The 16762-nt window shown below is 34.4% G+C and carries 16 protein-coding genes; 5 read left to right on the top strand and 11 right to left on the bottom strand.

Translation table 11 applies throughout. The features are described from left to right. Positions 1 to 47: 47 nt before the first annotated feature. From ACFFIT_RS07405 to ACFFIT_RS07380, 6 genes are all read right to left on the bottom strand, one after another. On the bottom strand, positions 48 to 569 hold the full coding sequence (locus tag ACFFIT_RS07405; RefSeq protein WP_385877021.1) for a cold-shock protein: 522 nt from the start codon (positions 567 to 569) through the stop codon (positions 48 to 50). A gap of 104 nt (positions 570 to 673) precedes the next feature. Then, the gene (gene crcB, locus ACFFIT_RS07400) at positions 674 to 1075 is read right to left on the bottom strand and encodes a fluoride efflux transporter CrcB (protein WP_385877020.1); all 402 of its coding nucleotides are present in this window, start codon (positions 1073 to 1075) and stop codon (positions 674 to 676) included. Between the two features lie 8 nt (positions 1076 to 1083). Continuing rightward, a complete protein-coding gene (gene lipA, locus ACFFIT_RS07395) occupies positions 1084 to 2049 on the bottom strand; it encodes a lipoyl synthase (protein ID WP_385877019.1) in 966 nt (321 codons plus the stop codon). A 10-nt stretch (positions 2050 to 2059) separates the two neighbouring features. Next, complete coding sequence (gene pssA / locus ACFFIT_RS07390) at positions 2060 to 3433, bottom strand: CDP-diacylglycerol--serine O-phosphatidyltransferase (protein ID WP_385877018.1); 1374 nt, start codon at positions 3431 to 3433, stop codon at positions 2060 to 2062. A 226-nt stretch (positions 3434 to 3659) separates the two neighbouring features. Continuing rightward, positions 3660 to 4436, bottom strand: coding sequence for a tRNA-uridine aminocarboxypropyltransferase (locus ACFFIT_RS07385; protein WP_385877017.1), 777 nt, complete (start codon positions 4434 to 4436; stop codon positions 3660 to 3662). Between the two features lie 220 nt (positions 4437 to 4656). After that, the gene (locus ACFFIT_RS07380) at positions 4657 to 5547 is read right to left on the bottom strand and encodes a tRNA1(Val) (adenine(37)-N6)-methyltransferase (protein ID WP_385877016.1); all 891 of its coding nucleotides are present in this window, start codon (positions 5545 to 5547) and stop codon (positions 4657 to 4659) included. Between the two features lie 94 nt (positions 5548 to 5641). On the opposite strand from ACFFIT_RS07380, the gene srmB reads away from it, so the two are divergent. Further along, positions 5642 to 7078 carry an ATP-dependent RNA helicase SrmB gene (gene srmB, locus ACFFIT_RS07375; RefSeq protein WP_385877015.1) on the top strand — a complete coding sequence of 479 codons (1437 nt, stop codon included), beginning with the start codon at positions 5642 to 5644 and terminating at the stop codon, positions 7076 to 7078. 128 nt (positions 7079 to 7206) lie between these two features. Here srmB and ACFFIT_RS07370 read toward each other — a convergent pair whose 3' ends face one another. The 5 genes from ACFFIT_RS07370 to lepA all read right to left on the bottom strand — a co-directional run bounded on the left by ACFFIT_RS07370 (position 7207) and on the right by lepA (position 12564). Then, entirely contained in the window at positions 7207 to 8061 is an 855-nt protein-coding gene (locus ACFFIT_RS07370; protein ID WP_385877014.1) for an N-acetylmuramoyl-L-alanine amidase, read from the bottom strand. Then, a complete protein-coding gene (gene era / locus ACFFIT_RS07365) occupies positions 8062 to 8985 on the bottom strand; it encodes a GTPase Era (RefSeq protein WP_385877013.1) in 924 nt (307 codons plus the stop codon). 42 nt (positions 8986 to 9027) lie between these two features. Continuing rightward, positions 9028 to 9705: a ribonuclease III gene (gene rnc, locus ACFFIT_RS07360; RefSeq protein ID WP_385877012.1), complete on the bottom strand. Its 678-nt coding sequence runs from the start codon at positions 9703 to 9705 to the stop codon at positions 9028 to 9030. A 77-nt stretch (positions 9706 to 9782) separates the two neighbouring features. Further along, the gene (lepB, locus tag ACFFIT_RS07355) at positions 9783 to 10721 is read right to left on the bottom strand and encodes a signal peptidase I (RefSeq protein WP_385877011.1); all 939 of its coding nucleotides are present in this window, start codon (positions 10719 to 10721) and stop codon (positions 9783 to 9785) included. Positions 10722 to 10770: 49 nt separating this feature from the next. After that, positions 10771 to 12564, bottom strand: a complete 1794-nt coding sequence (lepA, locus tag ACFFIT_RS07350) for a translation elongation factor 4 (protein ID WP_385877010.1) — start codon at positions 12562 to 12564, stop codon at positions 10771 to 10773. Between the two features lie 603 nt (positions 12565 to 13167). Between lepA and ACFFIT_RS07345 the strand changes: the two genes are divergently transcribed. Genes ACFFIT_RS07345 through ACFFIT_RS07330 form a run of 4 tightly spaced genes read left to right on the top strand, consistent with a single transcriptional unit; the run spans position 13168 to position 16675 of the window. Beyond that, entirely contained in the window at positions 13168 to 13815 is a 648-nt protein-coding gene (locus ACFFIT_RS07345; RefSeq protein WP_385877009.1) for a riboflavin synthase, read from the top strand. A 19-nt stretch (positions 13816 to 13834) separates the two neighbouring features. Beyond that, a complete protein-coding gene (locus ACFFIT_RS07340; RefSeq protein ID WP_385877008.1) occupies positions 13835 to 14770 on the top strand; it encodes a hypothetical protein in 936 nt (311 codons plus the stop codon). 30 nt (positions 14771 to 14800) lie between these two features. Next, positions 14801 to 15706 (top strand): protein kinase family protein, encoded by a 906-nt coding sequence (locus ACFFIT_RS07335; RefSeq protein ID WP_385877007.1) that lies wholly within the window; start codon positions 14801 to 14803, stop codon positions 15704 to 15706. Between the two features lie 48 nt (positions 15707 to 15754). Beyond that, complete coding sequence (locus ACFFIT_RS07330; protein WP_385877006.1) at positions 15755 to 16675, top strand: DMT family transporter; 921 nt, start codon at positions 15755 to 15757, stop codon at positions 16673 to 16675. Positions 16676 to 16762 lie beyond the last annotated feature (87 nt).

The following is a 16762-nucleotide window of genomic DNA, read 5'->3' as shown; positions in this document are numbered from 1 at the left end:
AATAATCAGTATATAGCATCTATGGCTCGCGATTAAGAAGCTGATTTTTAATCAGCAGGGTTATGCTGGCGTTTATCTGTAAAAGTAATTGGTAAAAATGCGAGGTGACTCAGAGCTTCGTCAATATCAATTTCATGTGAAGTAAATAGAATGCTTGGTGCATGAAAAAGCTCGATTTCTAGATAGGTTAACTCTTCAAGTGTATCTTTAGAGGCTTTAGCTGTTTGAGGTTTAATTCTATTCATCAATAGCCCAATAGAAACTATAGTATTGTTTTCTATATCACGTGCCAAGGGGACTTTTTTGGTATAAACACTATAGTGCTTGATAGCGGTTATTTTAATTTTTTCATCAGCAATGAAAATATGTTCGCCTTTAAACTCTACCCTTACATCAATTGCAGCAGGACCCTGCTCTCTAGTAATAGGCCTAAATGTCACTTCAGCATCTATTTTAATTGCAGAAGGATTAATGACTTTTCTAAGATGGAAAAAGCGTACTTCTTCATTTTCATCAAGGATGAAACCATAGCCTTTGTCTTCAAAAAATGCGGTTATTGTGCCTTGCATGTGATTCTCTCGATATAACTTATATATTGGCTTAAAGGTAATTTTTATCAAACACTTCAAAATTTAATTTACTGATTGGCAGTATAACATCTCGTTTGATTAGATTATTGTGTATTTAAAAATAGCTTTGTTGTTAAATAAAAGCTACATGATACCACTATTACTGTTAAAACGACATTACTTAACAATGTGGTAATTAATAAACTCCATTGAGATTTTTGAAAAAATAGGAACAAATCTAAAGAGAAAGTAGAAAATGTTGTAAGTCCGCCGCATAAACCCGTCATTAAAAATAATTTGACATGGCTAGGAAATTGTGTGGAAGCAGAAACATAGGCAAAAACAGTGCCTATAATGAATGCACCTAACAAATTTGCACTGAGTGTTGCAATGGGGAACGGCCATTTTGAATACGTAGGGAGGCTAATACTCAAAAAGTATCTCAATACACTGCCTAATCCTCCGCCAATAAAAACGGCTATCACTGGGTGATACAATAGACTCATTAGCCTCCCTATTTAACCTCTTCACCTTTTGCTTGTAAATCAGCATGATAAGATGAGCGAACTAATGGACCACATGCAGCATGCTCAAATCCCATTTCTAGAGCTTTTTCTTTAAACACTTCAAACTCTTGTGGAGATACGTATCGTTTAACAGGATAGTGATCTCTACTAGGTTGTAGATATTGACCCAAAGTCAACATTGTAACACCATGAGCTCTCAAGTCGGCCATGACGGCTAAGATTTCTTCGTCACTTTCCCCAAGACCTAACATTAGCCCTGATTTTGTTTTTACATGGGGATGTCGTTCTTTGAATTTTTTTAATAAGGTCAGCGACCACTGATAATTTGCCCCCGGACGGACTTCCTTATAAAGTCTAGGTACATTTTCAAGATTGTGATTAAAGACATCTGGAATACCAGATGATAGTGCATCTAAAGCCACATCCATTCTGCCTCTAAAGTCTGGTACGAGTATTTCTATTTTTATATTTTTATTCGCCTCGCGAATTAAAGAAACCGTTTTAGCAAAATGATAAGCACCACCATCACGTAAATCATCCCTATCAACGGAAGTTATCACTACGTACTTAAGTCCCATATCTTTAACTGTTTTGGCTAATTTTTGCGGTTCATTCTCATCAGGGGGAAGTGGTTTTCCATGACCAACATCACAAAAGGGGCAGCGTCTTGTACAAATTGATCCCAAAATCATAAATGTAGCTGTTCCATGATGAAAGCACTCAGATAAATTAGGACACGCAGCTTCTTCACACACAGAATGAAGGTTATTATTTCTAAGGGCTTGCTTTATTGCTTCTATCTTATCGCTTTGAGCAGGTAATTTTATTTTAAGCCAACTAGGCTTTGGCAGTACAGGTGCATTGATTTCCTTGATTGGTATAAGAGCCATCTTTGCGGCATCTCTATATTTTACGCCTGGCTGTAAGTCTGCAGTTTTGATGGTTGTAGTCATGACAATATCCCTAGAGTAATCGATTGATGAGCTTATCCATTTTCACTCGCTTTAGTCTTCTGATAAATTTTTTCACTTTATAAGGATAATCATCTATTTCATCTAAATGAGAAAAATGTTCCAATCTATTGGTATGTTGATGTATGTATTCAAGTTCTGCGGCTTTAGATACAGCAAGATATTGATTCTCATCATGCAGTAATATACCGTTTTCTAAATCAAGACTCCATGCCCTGGGATTCAAATTATTTCCAGTTAATAACATCCAATTATCGTCTATCCAAAGGCCTTTCAAATGAAAAGTATGATCATTATCTTTCCAAAGGTGAATATGTAATAGCCCTTTATCACAAAATTTTTGATATTTTTTCATGAATTTCTTGAGGTTTAATTCATAAAAATAGGGTAATGAACCTATGGCTTTAAATGGTTCTGTGACAGGAATATAGAAATCATTTGCTGTTTTATCACCGACGATGATCTCAATTTCTATACCTTCTTTTAATTTTTTGCGCATTTTTTTTAGTAAAGCAGGAGGTAAATTAAAATATGGTGTGCATATGATAATTTTCTTTTTACTAATCGCAACGAGTGATTCTATAAGTTGGTTAAATGTATTTTTAGCGCCAACGCCAACAATTGGCGTGGCTTCTACTGGAAAATCAAGCTTAACATGATGACTATGATCTTCAATTACCGTTAAATGAGATTGAGATAAATCACGTCGTAGCTGCTTGATGTACTTTTTGATACTTGATGTTTTAGGTCTTTGTGCTGAGTCCAATCGTTGCGCAGCTTTAGAATTTATCATTTTTTCAAAGATAAACTGATAAAAACTATTAGCTAGAGGCTTATTATATATAGCGTGGTATCTATCTAAACGATATTTTTCTTCCTGGTGTAAATAGACATTATTGATACTTGCTCCAGTAAATAAAGTAGTATCGTCAATTATAGCCCCTTTAAAGTGTAAAACCCCAAGCGTTTCTCGAGTGTTTATAGGAATCCCATAGACAGGTATCTCATTTGGGGTATGTTTTTCTGTTAATTCTAAATACCAATCAGCATTGGTTTTATTGAGGTTATTAATCCCGATTCTGCCTCTTTGTGCTCGATGCCAGTCGACACATATAACAATATCAAGTGCTGGGTTCTTTTGCTTAGCAGAATAAAGCGCAGTGAAAATCTCGTTACCTGCTTCATCGTTTTCGAAATATAAGGCTACAATAGCAATGCGTACTTTTGCATTTTGAATTTCATTAAGTAAAAATTCTTTGTATCGCTTAGGATCCCCTAAGAAATTAATGGAACTTTTATCAATAGTTATTTTAGGCAACTTGCTAATAAATTGATAAGATTCATCTTGTGAATTGTTTGAGAACATTGTAATAGTATTCCTAGTTTCACCGCTACCCATTTAGGTACATACAGTGTATTAAAATATATGCATTAAGCTTAAATAATTAAGTTTAATAAAATATCAAAGTATTTAAGGTCATTAGATTTTTCAACTGTATTATTTTTCAATTGTATTTTATATTGCTTATTCTAACAGCAACCGGACACGAGAAAAAGAGCAAAAACATCTCTTAAGTGTTGCTATTGTTGTGCTAATTTAAATTATCAACCAAATGTTTAGGATTACGTGCTTTACTTGAAAGATATCTTCGAATGAATTCATCAGTATAACTTAATAAATTAGTAAAAGCTTTTGTTTCATTAATCATTTTCAGAATAGATAAAGCAACCGAAACTGTGCCTAATTGTTCTTCTCTTGACGCTTCTCTTAGCATATATTCATGCGCATCAGTTTCATTGATAGAGAGTAAGGGTAAACCTTTTAAATATTCGCTTTTTCTAAACATTTTTTTCGCTTCACTCCAAGTACCATCTAATATGATAAATTGCATCTTGCGAAGTCGATTGCTGTTATATCTCTTGCTAAAAGCCTCTCGGTTGAGAACTTCTTGCGCAGGATAGGCATAACGTTCTGGAAATACGATATAAGTATCATATTGATCATCGCTAATCGCGAGAAGTAACTCTTGGTCTACAGAAGTTCTTCCCCATTGAAAAGCGAGTGTATTAGGTAAAATCTCAGCAATTAGTCTTCCAGTGTTACTAGGTTTAATGGCTTCACCTCGATACATCACTAAGATGAATCGGTGAGATTGCTCTACACAGATAGCTTTATTACAGACACAAAGGGATATAGCAATTAAACAGCGGTGACATCTTTTCAGTTTAAAACCCCTAGCTCTAAAGGGTTTAGTTGCTTGAAACAATTCATATTCTCTTAGCCTCAGTACACTATTGTATTCATTATATCCATTGTGTTTGCTTTGATGAGTTAACCAATCTTGGTAATTTAAACTTGTGTATTCCAAAAAATTTCCTTTTTATGCTTAATTTTTCTCTCTTAGATTGCTCAATTTATCATTTCAGAGTCTAAAAGGAAATACGCGAGCCTATTAATATGGATAATCAATTTATTTTTTACTAATTCTCAATAGGATAGCTAACAGATGTTATGGGCAAATTACAAAATTACGACTATCAGTTAATAATTCAAGATAATAATTGCTTTAATTAAAGCATGCTCACTCATTAGTATTTTAAATAAAAGGGGCTTATCAACTTTTTCATTTCATCACTATAATCTGTAGGCGTGTTTCTGATATAAAAATGTTTAGCCTGATTTGAAAAAAAATCTACTACATCATTTTCACAAAAAATATTCCTCCTAAACTTATTCATGACAGAATAAGAAATTTGTACTTTTTTTAAACCTAGAATTATGCGATGACATTTTTTGTTAGCATCAGGATAAATATATATAAGTTCATTTACTTCCCAAGTCTTGAATAAATCAGTCGCCTTGTCTTTAACATTACAATCTGAAATTCTTGATTTTGAGAGTGTGTTGTCAAAAAGATAACAACTTGGAGTGACATCCTCTTTCTCTACACTAATGAATTCAAATATAGTTTGTATGCCCTCAATAAACTCATTATACGGTAGGATTAGGTAAAATACCCCCTCTAATCTTAAAGCGTTAAAGGCACTTGCAAACCATGCATAATGAGATGTCGTATTTAAGCTTCGGGCTAGCGCCCGGCTTTTGTCTTCAAATCCCTTTGCATTAAAGAAAAAAGGAGGATTTGCAACCACAAGATCGTATGATAAATCTTTTTGGTTACAATAATCTTCATGGCTAGTAACTAGGACCTCTAGTCTCGCAGCAAAATTTGAGTTATTAAAATTTTGCTGTGCTTGAACTGCCGCATTTTTATCTATTTCTAGTCCCTTGACATAAATGTGTATGTTCCTTTGTGCGAGCATTAAAGCTATCACTCCAGTGCCAGTACCTAAATCAAGTGCTTTTTTCATCCCATAAACTGGGGCGACAGCACCTAATAATACAGCATCAGTACCTACTTTCATCGCACATTGGTCATGATTAACATGAAATTGTTTAAAACTAAATCCGCTACTCATGAAAATTCTTTGTCCTTAGGGGTATAATTAAAGATGATAAAACGCTAAACTAGTGTATATTTTATCGATTCTTTTAATATTCTGCTAGGTAAACATGACAAAACAAATCAACACCAAAAAAACAGCCACTAAAAAAAATCGTACGCCCACTGCCAAATCAAGCGCAACAAAAAATACGCTAATTAAAATAGATAAACGCATAGATGCTCAAGAAAACGTGATTGACCATTTAACCACAGAAGTATTACCAATAGTCCAAAATTCATCCGAAGAGAATGAAACAAAAGATTTCTCTGCATTTTTTCTAGATGAATCCATCATTTTAGCATTAGAAAAAAAGAAATTTACCAAGCCAACGACAATCCAAGCCAAAGCGATACCTGAGGGACTTGCTGGAAAAGATATTTTAGGTTCTGCTCCTACAGGAACAGGTAAATCATTAGCTTTTTTAATTCCTGCAATTCAGCATCTCGTAGATTTCCCTAGGAAGCATGGTGGTCCACCTAGAGTGTTGATATTGGCGCCTACAAGAGAACTTGCAAATCAAATTGCCAAAGAAGCTAGCACATTAACACAAACAAATCACCTTGATGTCACGACCATTACTGGGGGCGTTTCATACGTTAACCATGCAGAAATATTTTCAACCAATCAAGACATTGTCATTGCGACACCAGGCCGTTTGCTTCAATACATTAAAGAAGAGAATTTTGATTGCCGTGCCGTGGAAATATTAATACTCGATGAAGCGGATAGATTATTAGACATGGGTTTTGGTCAGGATGTTGAAGTGATTTGCGCTGAAACACGTTGGCGTAAGCAAACTATGTTATTTTCTGCTACATTGGAAGGGAATGATGTAGAAAAATTTGCTGAGCGTGTACTTACCGATCCCGTTTTCATTGAAGCAATGCCTTCTAGAAAAGAGAAGAAAAAAATCATCCAATATTACTATCGAGCGGATGATTATTCACATAAATTAAATTTATTAGTGTACTTACTTAAAAGTGATGAAATAAGTAAAACGATTGTATTTGTTAAAACAAGGGAACGTGTACATTCATTGTCACAAGCTCTTACCAGTGCGGGAATCACGAATTGTTATCTTGAAGGTGAGCTTGCACAAGTGAAGCGAGAAGAAGCAATCAAAAGATTAAACGATGGTCGTTCATCAGTTTTAGTAGCAACAGATGTTGCAGCAAGAGGTATAGATATTCCAAATATTTCACATGTCATTAACTTTGATATGCCAAGAACTGCGGATGTTTTTTTACATCGTATTGGAAGAACAGCTAGAGCGGGCAAAAAAGGATCAGCGATTTCTCTTGTCGAAGCACATGATTTTTTATTATTAAAAAAGGTAGAGCGTTACATAGGTGAAGAGATAAGTTATCGCGTCATAAGCGAATTACGACCTAAAACCAAAGAACCTAACATTAAAAATGGCGGCAAACCGTCTAAGAAAGTGAAAAAAATCCGTAAGGAAACGGCAAAAAGTAAAAGCACAAAAAGAAATAAAAAAAGGAAATGAAAACAAAGAAATAAAAACAAGAGATAAGATTTAAAGTCTAATGACAAAATTAGGCTTTAAATCTTTTTCTAAAATTTAATTTAAACATCTGATAGACAAATAATTTTTCAATGACCATCGCCAAAAAATCACAACTTGTACTTAGAAATCAGAGCTCTAAGGATAGCTTCAGTTTCCGCATCGGGTACACCACTAAAGTCCCTTGGCCTAAAGTGCATTTGAAAAGCTTTGACTACATTTTTAGTTTCACTGTCTAGTTCACCTGAAAGCGGTACTTGATATCCATACTGTTTTAATAATTTTTGCACGCTTAATACATCAACTGGCATCTTCATATAACGCCCATTAAGATATTTTTTTACATCACTGGTATTAGGCCATGCGCCTATACCGTGTTGTGCTAATTTAGCCCATGGGAATAAAGGACCAGGATCTACCTTTCTTTGAGTTGCTATATCACTATGTCCAACTACATTATATGGGGAAATATTATGCCTCTTGACAATATCTTTAATAAGGGGAATTAATAGTTCAATTTGTGCATCATTATATTTGTACCATTTCCTTGTACCATCAGCTTCATCAGTGTAACCTGTATTTACAATCTCAATTCCGACTGACGATTGATTTAACTTTTCAGCACCTCTCCAGAAACTAACTCCTGCATGCCATGCCTCTTGGTTCTCTGGAACAAGATGTATAACAACTGGACGCCCACGCTCTTTTCTCGGAATACTCGGAACAAGATAATGAACACTGACTTCCCCCCCCGTGAGCACTCTTAAAGATTTTTCATCATTTAGAGCAGTGTAATGGAGAACTAAGAATCTTTTATTACCTTTAGAAATTTTAGGTTGAGGTCTATCGGTTAAATAATTCCCTCTGTCCCTTGCCTGCAAATCAATAGGAACAGGATCTATCGTAGTTTTACACCCAGCAATAAATAACGCGGAAACAAGAACCAGACATAGTAGCTTTTTCAATTAATCCTCCTGATAGCCTAAGCTTTGTAATGCTCTTTCATCATCTGCCCAGCCTGATTTAACTTTGACCCATAATTCCAGGTGAACTCGGCATTCAAGTAAGGCCTCTATATCTTTCCTGGCTTCAATACCTATCTGTTTTATTTTAGTACCCTTTGCACCAATAACCATCCTCTTCTGGCTATCTCTCTCTACCAAAATCAATCCATTAATATCAAAGCCACCTCTTTCATTTGCAGTAAAACGCTCTATTTCTACTGTAACTGAATAAGGAAGTTCCTCGCCTAAAAAACGCATCAGCTTTTCACGAATAATCTCAGCCACCATAAAGCGCTGCGATCTGTCAGTTATGTAGTCTTCTGGAAAATGAAACTGACCTTTAGGCAAATGCCCTTTAACAATTTTTCTAAGAGTATCAACATTAATGTCTTTTTCAGCAGAAATTGGAATAACATCGGCAAAAGGGAGTTGAGAGGATAAAAATTCAATATGTGGTAATAAAAGCGTCTTATCTTCGACATTATCTATTTTATTAATAGCAAGGATAATTGGTGCCTTAGCGTGTTTTAATTTAGAGATCACCATTTCATCATCAGGCGTAAAATGAGTACCTTCAACAACAAAAATAATTATTTCAACATCCCCAATGGAAGAACTAGCAGCTTTATTCATTAATCTATTTATGGCCCTTTTTTCTTCTATATGCAATCCTGGCGTATCAACATAAATTATTTGATAATTTCCTTCAGTATCAATACCAATAATGCGATGGCGAGTAGTTTGAGCTTTTCTAGAAGTTATAGATACTTTTTGCCCTAGTATATTATTAAGCAAAGTAGATTTACCCACATTGGGGCGCCCTACAATCGCAACGAAACCACAATAGGAATCGTCACTTTGAGTTTCTGTTTGAAGTGAATTCATTTATATTCTCTGTATTTAATTGTTTAGTAATTATATTATTGATTAAAGCCCTAATGAAGACAGAACTTTTTCTGCGGCATTTTGTTCAGCTTTTCTTCTACTGGTGCCTACCCCGATAAAAGGGGTTTCATGATTAGCTATTGCACAAGCAATAGTAAATTCCTGATTATGTGCATCACCTTTAACTTGTATGACATTATATATAGGAAGTGATTTTTGATGAGATTGTAAATACTCCTGCAGGCGCGTTTTAGGATCTTTTTGCTTATCCCCAGGACTTATTTCCTCAAGTTTTGTTTCATACCAAGCGAGAATAGTTTTTTTTATAACATTAATGTCACTATCTATGAAAATGGCCCCTATGATGGCTTCTACAGCATCAGCCAAAATAGAGTCACGTCTAAAGCCGCCACTTTTTAATTCTCCAGGGCCAAGAAGAAGTACATCACCTAAATCAAAATCTCTGGCAATTTCAGCTAAAGTTTTTTCTTTAACTAAAACAGAACGCATGCGTGTTAAGTCGCCTTCTTGACATTTAGGAAACTTAATATAAAGGATATCAGCAATCACATAACTTAAAATTGAATCGCCTAAAAATTCTAAACGTTCATTATGTTGACTGTTAGCACTACGATGAGTTAAGGCCTTTAAGAGCAACTCTGTATCATTAAATTGATAGCCTATAGTACGCTGCAATTTTTCTATTTTTATTTTATTCACTGAATTAAATTTCTTCTCTAGTTATTTATAACAAAAAAACCGACCTCTATGAAGTCGGAAATTAACATAAGGTTATATTATTCAATGGTGCCAATACGACTAAATCTAATACCTGTTGGCCATTCTCCAGGCAATCTCTCAAAGCTTATCCAAATAAAGACAGCATTACCGACTAAAAGATCTTTATGTACAGGGCCAAAAAAACGCCCATCTTCACTATTATCCCTATTATCTCCCATGACAAAATAGCTATCTTCAGGGATAATAAATTCTGCTTTGTTATTATTGACAAGTCTGGAATTAGAGGCATACCCTAAGACTTTATCAGATTTTACAGGATTGATTAAAATGGTATGACTATGACCATCAATAGTTTCAGTTCTTTCAAGGAGACGATTTCCTGCAATGCCTGCAGGATCAGAAGCACCTTTTTCTAGTGGTAAAATAAGATCGTTTCTATTTGATACATCAAAAAAATCACTTTTAATAGGTGCACTATACGTTACTTCAAGAGGTTTACATGTTTCTGTTGTAACATAGCAAGCAGGATAAATTTGTACTTCTTTAGTTGTTTTATCGTAGATAACCCTTTCCCCAGGTAAACCGATAACCCTTTTTATATAATCAACATTATCTCTTCCTGGCGCTTTAAACACGACTACATCACCACGTTTAGGTGAATTAAGTTCAATCCAAGAGCCATTAGTTACTGGATTCTTTATGCCATAATTAAATTTATTAACAAGTAAAAAATCACCTACTAAAAGTGTTCTCATCATTGATCCAGACGGGATTTGAAAAGGTTCAAAAATAAATGAACGAAAGATGAGAACAAATGCAATCACTGGAAAAAAACCACCTACCGATTCAAAAAAGACATGCTTTTTCTCGGGTAATTGATTATTTTCGATGGCTTTTTTGTGCGCTTTTCTAAATTTAATTTTATAGATAAGCAAAAAAATGCCGGTAAAGAATGCACCTAAAACTAAAGCCAGTGCGAATTTGTTTATTATCATTTTAATTTCCTTTTTTGTTCCAGTAAATTCCTACTTTCACAAAATTTATTTAATCCTTACCAACATGTAAAATAGCTAAAAAGGCTTCTTGAGGTAATTCAACATTACCAACTTGTTTCATCCTCTTTTTACCGTCTTTTTGTTTTTGTAACAATTTCTTCTTACGGCTCACATCACCACCATAGCATTTAGCGATAACATTTTTTCTCAGTTGTTTCACAGTCGAGCGAGCTATAATTTGATTACCAATTGCTGCTTGAATTGCAATATCAAATTGCTGTCTAGGAATAAAATCTTTCATCTTCTCAACCAAATCACGACCTTTAGATTGGGAGTTTTCTTTGTGAGTAATTAAAGCAAGTGCATCAACTTTATCACCATTTATCATCACATCTACTCTGACCATGCTAGAGGCTTGGAAACGTTTAAATCCATAATCTAAGGAAGCATATCCTCTAGAAGTAGATTTTAATCTGTCAAAAAAGTCTAAGACAACTTCGGCCATCGGGATTTCATAAGTCAAAGAAACCTGATTTCCATGATAAATCATATTGGTTTGCACCCCTCTTTTTTCAACACAAAGAGTGATTACATTGCCAAGATACTGTTGCGGAACGAGCATGTGACATTCAGCAATAGGTTCTCTTAATTCTTGAATATTAGTCACAGGAGGGAGTTTAGAAGGACTATCCACGTAAACAATTTCATTTGCTGTTGTTAATACTTCATAAACAACCGTTGGTGCGGTCGTAATTAAATCAAGATCATATTCTCTTTCAAGTCGTTCTTGAATAATTTCCATGTGTAATAAACCCAAAAATCCTATTCTAAATCCGAAACCTAAAGCCGTTGAACTTTCAGGTTCATAGATTAAGGATGCATCATTAAGGCTCAGTTTTCCTAAGGCATCTCTGAATGTCTCATAATCATCACTACTTACAGGGAATAATCCTGCATAGACTTGGGGTTTTACTTTCTGAAAACCAGGTAAACGCTCTTTAGCTGGGTTCTTAGCTAAAGTCAAAGTGTCTCCTACTGGTGCGCCTTTGATATCTTTAATACCACATACAAGCCAGCCAACTTCACCACAACTAAGAGAGTTTTTTTCTACGCGTTTAGGGGTAAAAATACCTAAACTATCAGCATGATAATCTTGACCTGTTGACATCACTTTGATTTTATCGCCTTTTTCTAATTTACCATTTTTAATACGAATAAGAGACACGACACCGAGGTAATTATCAAACCATGAATCAATTATCAGTGCTTGTAAAGGTGCATCAGGATCACCTTCAGGAGGCGGAATACACTGAACTAATCGTTCAATAACATCTTCAACACCAACACCTGTCTTAGCTGAGCACCTAACTGCATCAGATGCATCAATACCTACAATATCTTCTATTTCAGCAGCTACCCTTTCAGGCTCAGCTGCAGGTAAATCAATTTTATTCAGTACAGGAACCACCTCAAGATCCATTTCAATTGCAGTGTAGCAGTTTGCAAGTGTCTGGGCTTCAACTCCTTGACCTGCGTCTACAACTAAAAGAGCACCTTCACAAGCAGCTAAAGATCTTGATACTTCATAAGAAAAATCGACGTGACCTGGAGTATCAATAAAATTGAGCTGATAAGTATTGCCATCTTTTGAATTAAAATCTAACGTCACACTTTGTGCTTTAATTGTGATGCCTCTTTCACGTTCAATATCCATTGAATCGAGAACTTGAGCTGCCATCTCTCTATCACTCAAACCACCACAAATTTGGATGATACGATCGGATAAAGTAGATTTCCCATGATCTATATGTGCTATAATTGAGAAGTTTCTAATATGATTCATATGATAATTTTTCTTCTGTACTGTGGTTATATTAATTTAAAAAAAGCGGATATGCTAGATTGTTATACTATGCCTTCACGCCAAAAAACCAGCTTTTTACTCACTAGCAAATTTTAGCCTGATTATAATAAAATACTATTTTATCATAACTACTCTAAAAATCGCACTAATTACTTTCTACTTGTTGAAGAATGTCTAGACTCAATGGAAATCTACATATAAGTTAAACATTATTAATCCTTTTTTGAGTAGTAATTAGTGTAACATCTGCTCCTAGAACCCCTAGCATCGTCAGTATAATCCAAGTTAACTACTTAAATATTAAATGATTACATTACTTATATAACTACAACTTATTTCTAGGTCTTTTCATTTTAAGAACTGAACTGTATAATCATTGTAACTATTTCAACGGGAGTTTGTCTGATAAAGACAAATTTTAAAAATCAGCGCCTTTTCTTTTATTTCGGTGCTTCTATGGAGTATTATCGGAGTTTTATCTCTTTTGATTTAATTGAAAATACTAAAAACTGTTAGGGAAATACTGGCATTTTTTTGCATCCAAATTAAGTCATTACTTTTGAAATCATTGAGGATATTATTTTGTTCAGTGGGAAAAACCAAATACTCGCAAAAGTACTTGAAATTTCAGACAGTTACTTAGGCAATAGCATCATATTAGATGTTACTAATGTTGATTTAAGTTTTTTAACACTTGGTTCGATATTGAATATTAACGGTTCCGCTCTACCGGTTACTGCTCTTAGTGATGATTCCCTGACAGTGGAATTATTAAAGGAAAATTTACGGACAAATTTAAGTCACTTAAAAGTCAATGACCTCGTTGGTATAGAAAAACCTTTAAAACATGGTGACGAAATCAGCCCTCTTATTCTTAAGGGTCAGATCGCTTGCCAAGCAATTATAAAAAAAATTTACACCTCTGAAACTAACCACCAAATTTGGTTAAAATTAGATAGAGAAGAATTTTCAAAATACCTTTTTGCCAAAATCGCAATAGGCGTTGATGGCTACTCTGTAGGTATTTCTGAACTAAAACAAAACCAATTTTGCATACATATACCTAAGCACCTTATGTCTGTTTGCCTTGTTGCCAATAAAAAGCTACACCAGATGGTTAATGTAGAATTTAATGAAACAATAATAGCCACTGTAGAAACAGTTTATCAGGTTATCGCAATGACCCCAGCAAATAATACAGCTAATGGCTCAATAGCAGAAACACAGTAACTACTCAATGGATTAATTTATGAAAAGCCTTTTTTTGACCCATCTCTTTGCTTATGACTTAAAATTTAGTTTTACTAATTACTTTAAAAAGTTTTCGCTATTTTTGATCAGTCTTATCTGTCTATTTTTATTATCTGCCTGCAATATTAAAAATGATAAACCTGCACCTATTACTCAAATCACAGATGAAAAATTGCCCTCAAAAAAAAATGAATCTGTTAATCCTTCTATAGGGACATCCTCAAGTTATCCACTTCCAGAGCCGCCAGTAATTCACACTACATCTAGTTATACAGTATCTTCACCACTTTCATCCAATCAAATAATGGATGAATTAATTGTGAATCCTGATAGCGAAATAACTCTGACGTCTAATTCCCAAAATCACCTAGGTCAATTGAATTCCACAATTAATGCACCGATGAGTTCAGACGCAGTAGACCCAAATAAATTTTCTGAAAACAAGACCAAAGGCATAGCCTCGAATAGCACGATTATTGTGAACACACCTAAAATAAATTATATCGCTGCGCAAGGAGAGCCTAATTGGCAAAAAATGTCTGTAAACGCCATAAATTCAATGATCCAATCGGAACCTTCAACAAAAAGTATGACAGGTGGATTGTATGTAAATACTGTGAGCAATCAGTCAAATACAACCTTGCCAGTATATGTTATTGATCAATTACTGATCCAAGCGACTCAGGAATACTCGCCCTTTTCAGTTGTTTCTCAATCAAAAATAAATGAAGCTAAGAATACCTTAAACATTCCAGCGAACGATACATTAGTTACGATAAGCAAATCTCTTGCTATTGCCCAAGCAATGCAAGCACCTTATATCTTATTTTCTTCGATTTCGGGTGAAAATGAAGCGACAAAACTAACCGTTCAATTGATAGACACCTCTAGTGCTGAAATTTTAGCTCAAGGTGAGTCATCAGCAACTTACTAACAATAATCAGAATAATGATTTGATGATGCAATGAATAAGTTTTCCTCAATTAAGCAATTGATAGTTGAACAATTAAGTTCAGCATTACCCTGCTCAAAGCTAAACTTATTAAATCATCAAAAACATATACCTAAATTCAATGAAGTGTCTGGATTATCAAGTCAAAACTTTCAATTAACCTTAGGTGATAAACAATATTTGATTGTGCCCTTAATAACCGATCAAGAAAAGCAGAAATTAGGGGTTAATTTAAAACATCAAATCAGAGCTATTCAAAGAGTATCAAGTGATACGTTTGCTCCTACTCTGATCTATCACAATCAATATTATGCCATGTTTAACTGGGTTGATGGCAAATCTCTGGATCAATTATTGGATTTCAAATGTGATGATATTTTTTTGCTTAAAATTGCATTAATACAAAGCAAAATTCACTCTAGTCCTTTATCCAAACGTGATATTTTATTAAAGCCTTTATTTGAATCTCTTTTGAGTTCAGTAATGCACTCTAGGAGAACTTATTCATTAATAAAAATTCATAAAAAAATGTTGGGATCACCTTACCCCAAAAAATCTCGCTGGGTATTTGATCATATGGATATGCACTTAGGTAATATTATACAAAGCAAAAATGATCTTGTTTTAATTGATTGGGAATATAGCGCAAATGTAGAACAAAACTTTGCTTTTTGCTCTTTATTTAATAGTCTGCAATTAAGCCAAAAGCAAAAATTATTCTATTTAACTGCCTATCATCACCATGCTATGCATCCTGATGCATTTACTGAACATTCGATCAAGCAAAAATTAGCTGATATTGATGAATGGCAATTATGGTATGATTATCTTTGCCATCTTTGGTATGAAATTAGATTTTCACAAACTCAAGATAGCGTGTATTTAAAATATATAAACAATAGTAAAATTTGTATATAACTCTATTCGATTTCAACATTTTCTCCTTATATTCTAAAAGTGAACATTATGACCACTTCAAACCGTTTTCTTATGTTTAATAAACAAGAACTTTGTTTAATTGCGATAACCATTTTATGGGGTGGGACTTTTTTGATTGTCAAAAATGCAACTGCTGACGGAAGTCCTTTTTTCTTTGTAGGGTTGAGGTTTTGTATTGCAGGGTTAGCCCTTCTTCCATTCACTTTCAGACACCTTAAGAACTTGACATGGTATGAACTAAGAGCCGGTTTTTTTATTGGATTTGCAATTTCATTGGGTTATGGTTTGCAAACCATTGGTTTAATGACTATTCCAAGTAGCACATCTGCTTTCATTACTGCTTTGTACGTGCCTTTTGTACCTATCTTACAGTGGCTTATATTAAGGAAAAGACCTGGTATTATGTCTGTCGTTGGCATTATCACTGCATTCATAGGATTATTTCTATTAACATTACCTGAAAATCCTTCTTTGTCTTTGTTTTCATTTTCGATTGGAGAATTATTGACCGTATTCAGTGCATTGGCTATTGCTCTTGAAATAATATTAATCAGTGTATATTCAAATAAAGTAGATAGCAGACGTGTTACTGTTGTCCAATTATTTGCTGCATCTTGCTTTGCCTTTTTTTTCATGATCCCAACCCATGAAGCGCCACCCGTTCTTTCCTCTAATCTTCTCTATAGCGCCTTAGGGCTTGGGCTTATGAGCGGGCTTATTCAGTTTGTCATGAACTGGGCACAAAAATCGGTTTCCGCCACTAAAGCTACTTTAATTTATGCAGGTGAACCTGTTTGGGCTGGTATATTTGGTCGTTTAGCAGGTGAAAAAATGGGACTGATAGGGATGTTTGGTGGATTTTTAATACTGGTAGCTGTACTTATCAGTGAAATGAAAAATCCTTTTAAGAAACAATCTAAACAATTCCGTCCTGAAATTGCTGAATAACTTTAATTTCCCAATATTATGTTTAGAAAAAAAGAATTACCTGAACACATAGAAAAATATAAATTAAATAAACCAAGACATTGTAAA

The sequence above is a fragment of the Thorsellia kenyensis genome (genome assembly GCF_042432445.1).
Classification (GTDB): domain Bacteria; phylum Pseudomonadota; class Gammaproteobacteria; order Enterobacterales; family Thorselliaceae; genus Thorsellia; species Thorsellia kenyensis.
This window is presented reverse-complemented; position numbering and strand designations above follow the sequence as displayed.

Excerpts from the sequence above, each read along its gene's own strand:
- lepA (WP_385877010.1), bottom strand. The coding sequence starts at position 12,564 with ATGAATCATATTAGAAACTTCTCAATTATAGCACATATAGATCATGGG.
- lepB (WP_385877011.1), bottom strand. The coding sequence starts at position 10,721 with ATGATAATAAACAAATTCGCACTGGCTTTAGTTTTAGGTGCATTCTTT.
- pssA (WP_385877018.1), bottom strand. The coding sequence starts at position 3,433 with ATGTTCTCAAACAATTCACAAGATGAATCTTATCAATTTATTAGCAAG.
- ACFFIT_RS07380 (WP_385877016.1), bottom strand. The coding sequence starts at position 5,547 with ATGAGTAGCGGATTTAGTTTTAAACAATTTCATGTTAATCATGACCAA.
- ACFFIT_RS07335 (WP_385877007.1), top strand. The coding sequence starts at position 14,801 with ATGAATAAGTTTTCCTCAATTAAGCAATTGATAGTTGAACAATTAAGT.
- ACFFIT_RS07405 (WP_385877021.1), bottom strand. The coding sequence starts at position 569 with ATGCAAGGCACAATAACCGCATTTTTTGAAGACAAAGGCTATGGTTTC.
- ACFFIT_RS07330 (WP_385877006.1), top strand. The coding sequence starts at position 15,755 with ATGACCACTTCAAACCGTTTTCTTATGTTTAATAAACAAGAACTTTGT.
- ACFFIT_RS07340 (WP_385877008.1), top strand. The coding sequence starts at position 13,835 with ATGAAAAGCCTTTTTTTGACCCATCTCTTTGCTTATGACTTAAAATTT.
- srmB (WP_385877015.1), top strand. The coding sequence starts at position 5,642 with ATGACAAAACAAATCAACACCAAAAAAACAGCCACTAAAAAAAATCGT.
- era (WP_385877013.1), bottom strand. The coding sequence starts at position 8,985 with ATGAATTCACTTCAAACAGAAACTCAAAGTGACGATTCCTATTGTGGT.
- lipA (WP_385877019.1), bottom strand. The coding sequence starts at position 2,049 with ATGACTACAACCATCAAAACTGCAGACTTACAGCCAGGCGTAAAATAT.
- crcB (WP_385877020.1), bottom strand. The coding sequence starts at position 1,075 with ATGAGTCTATTGTATCACCCAGTGATAGCCGTTTTTATTGGCGGAGGA.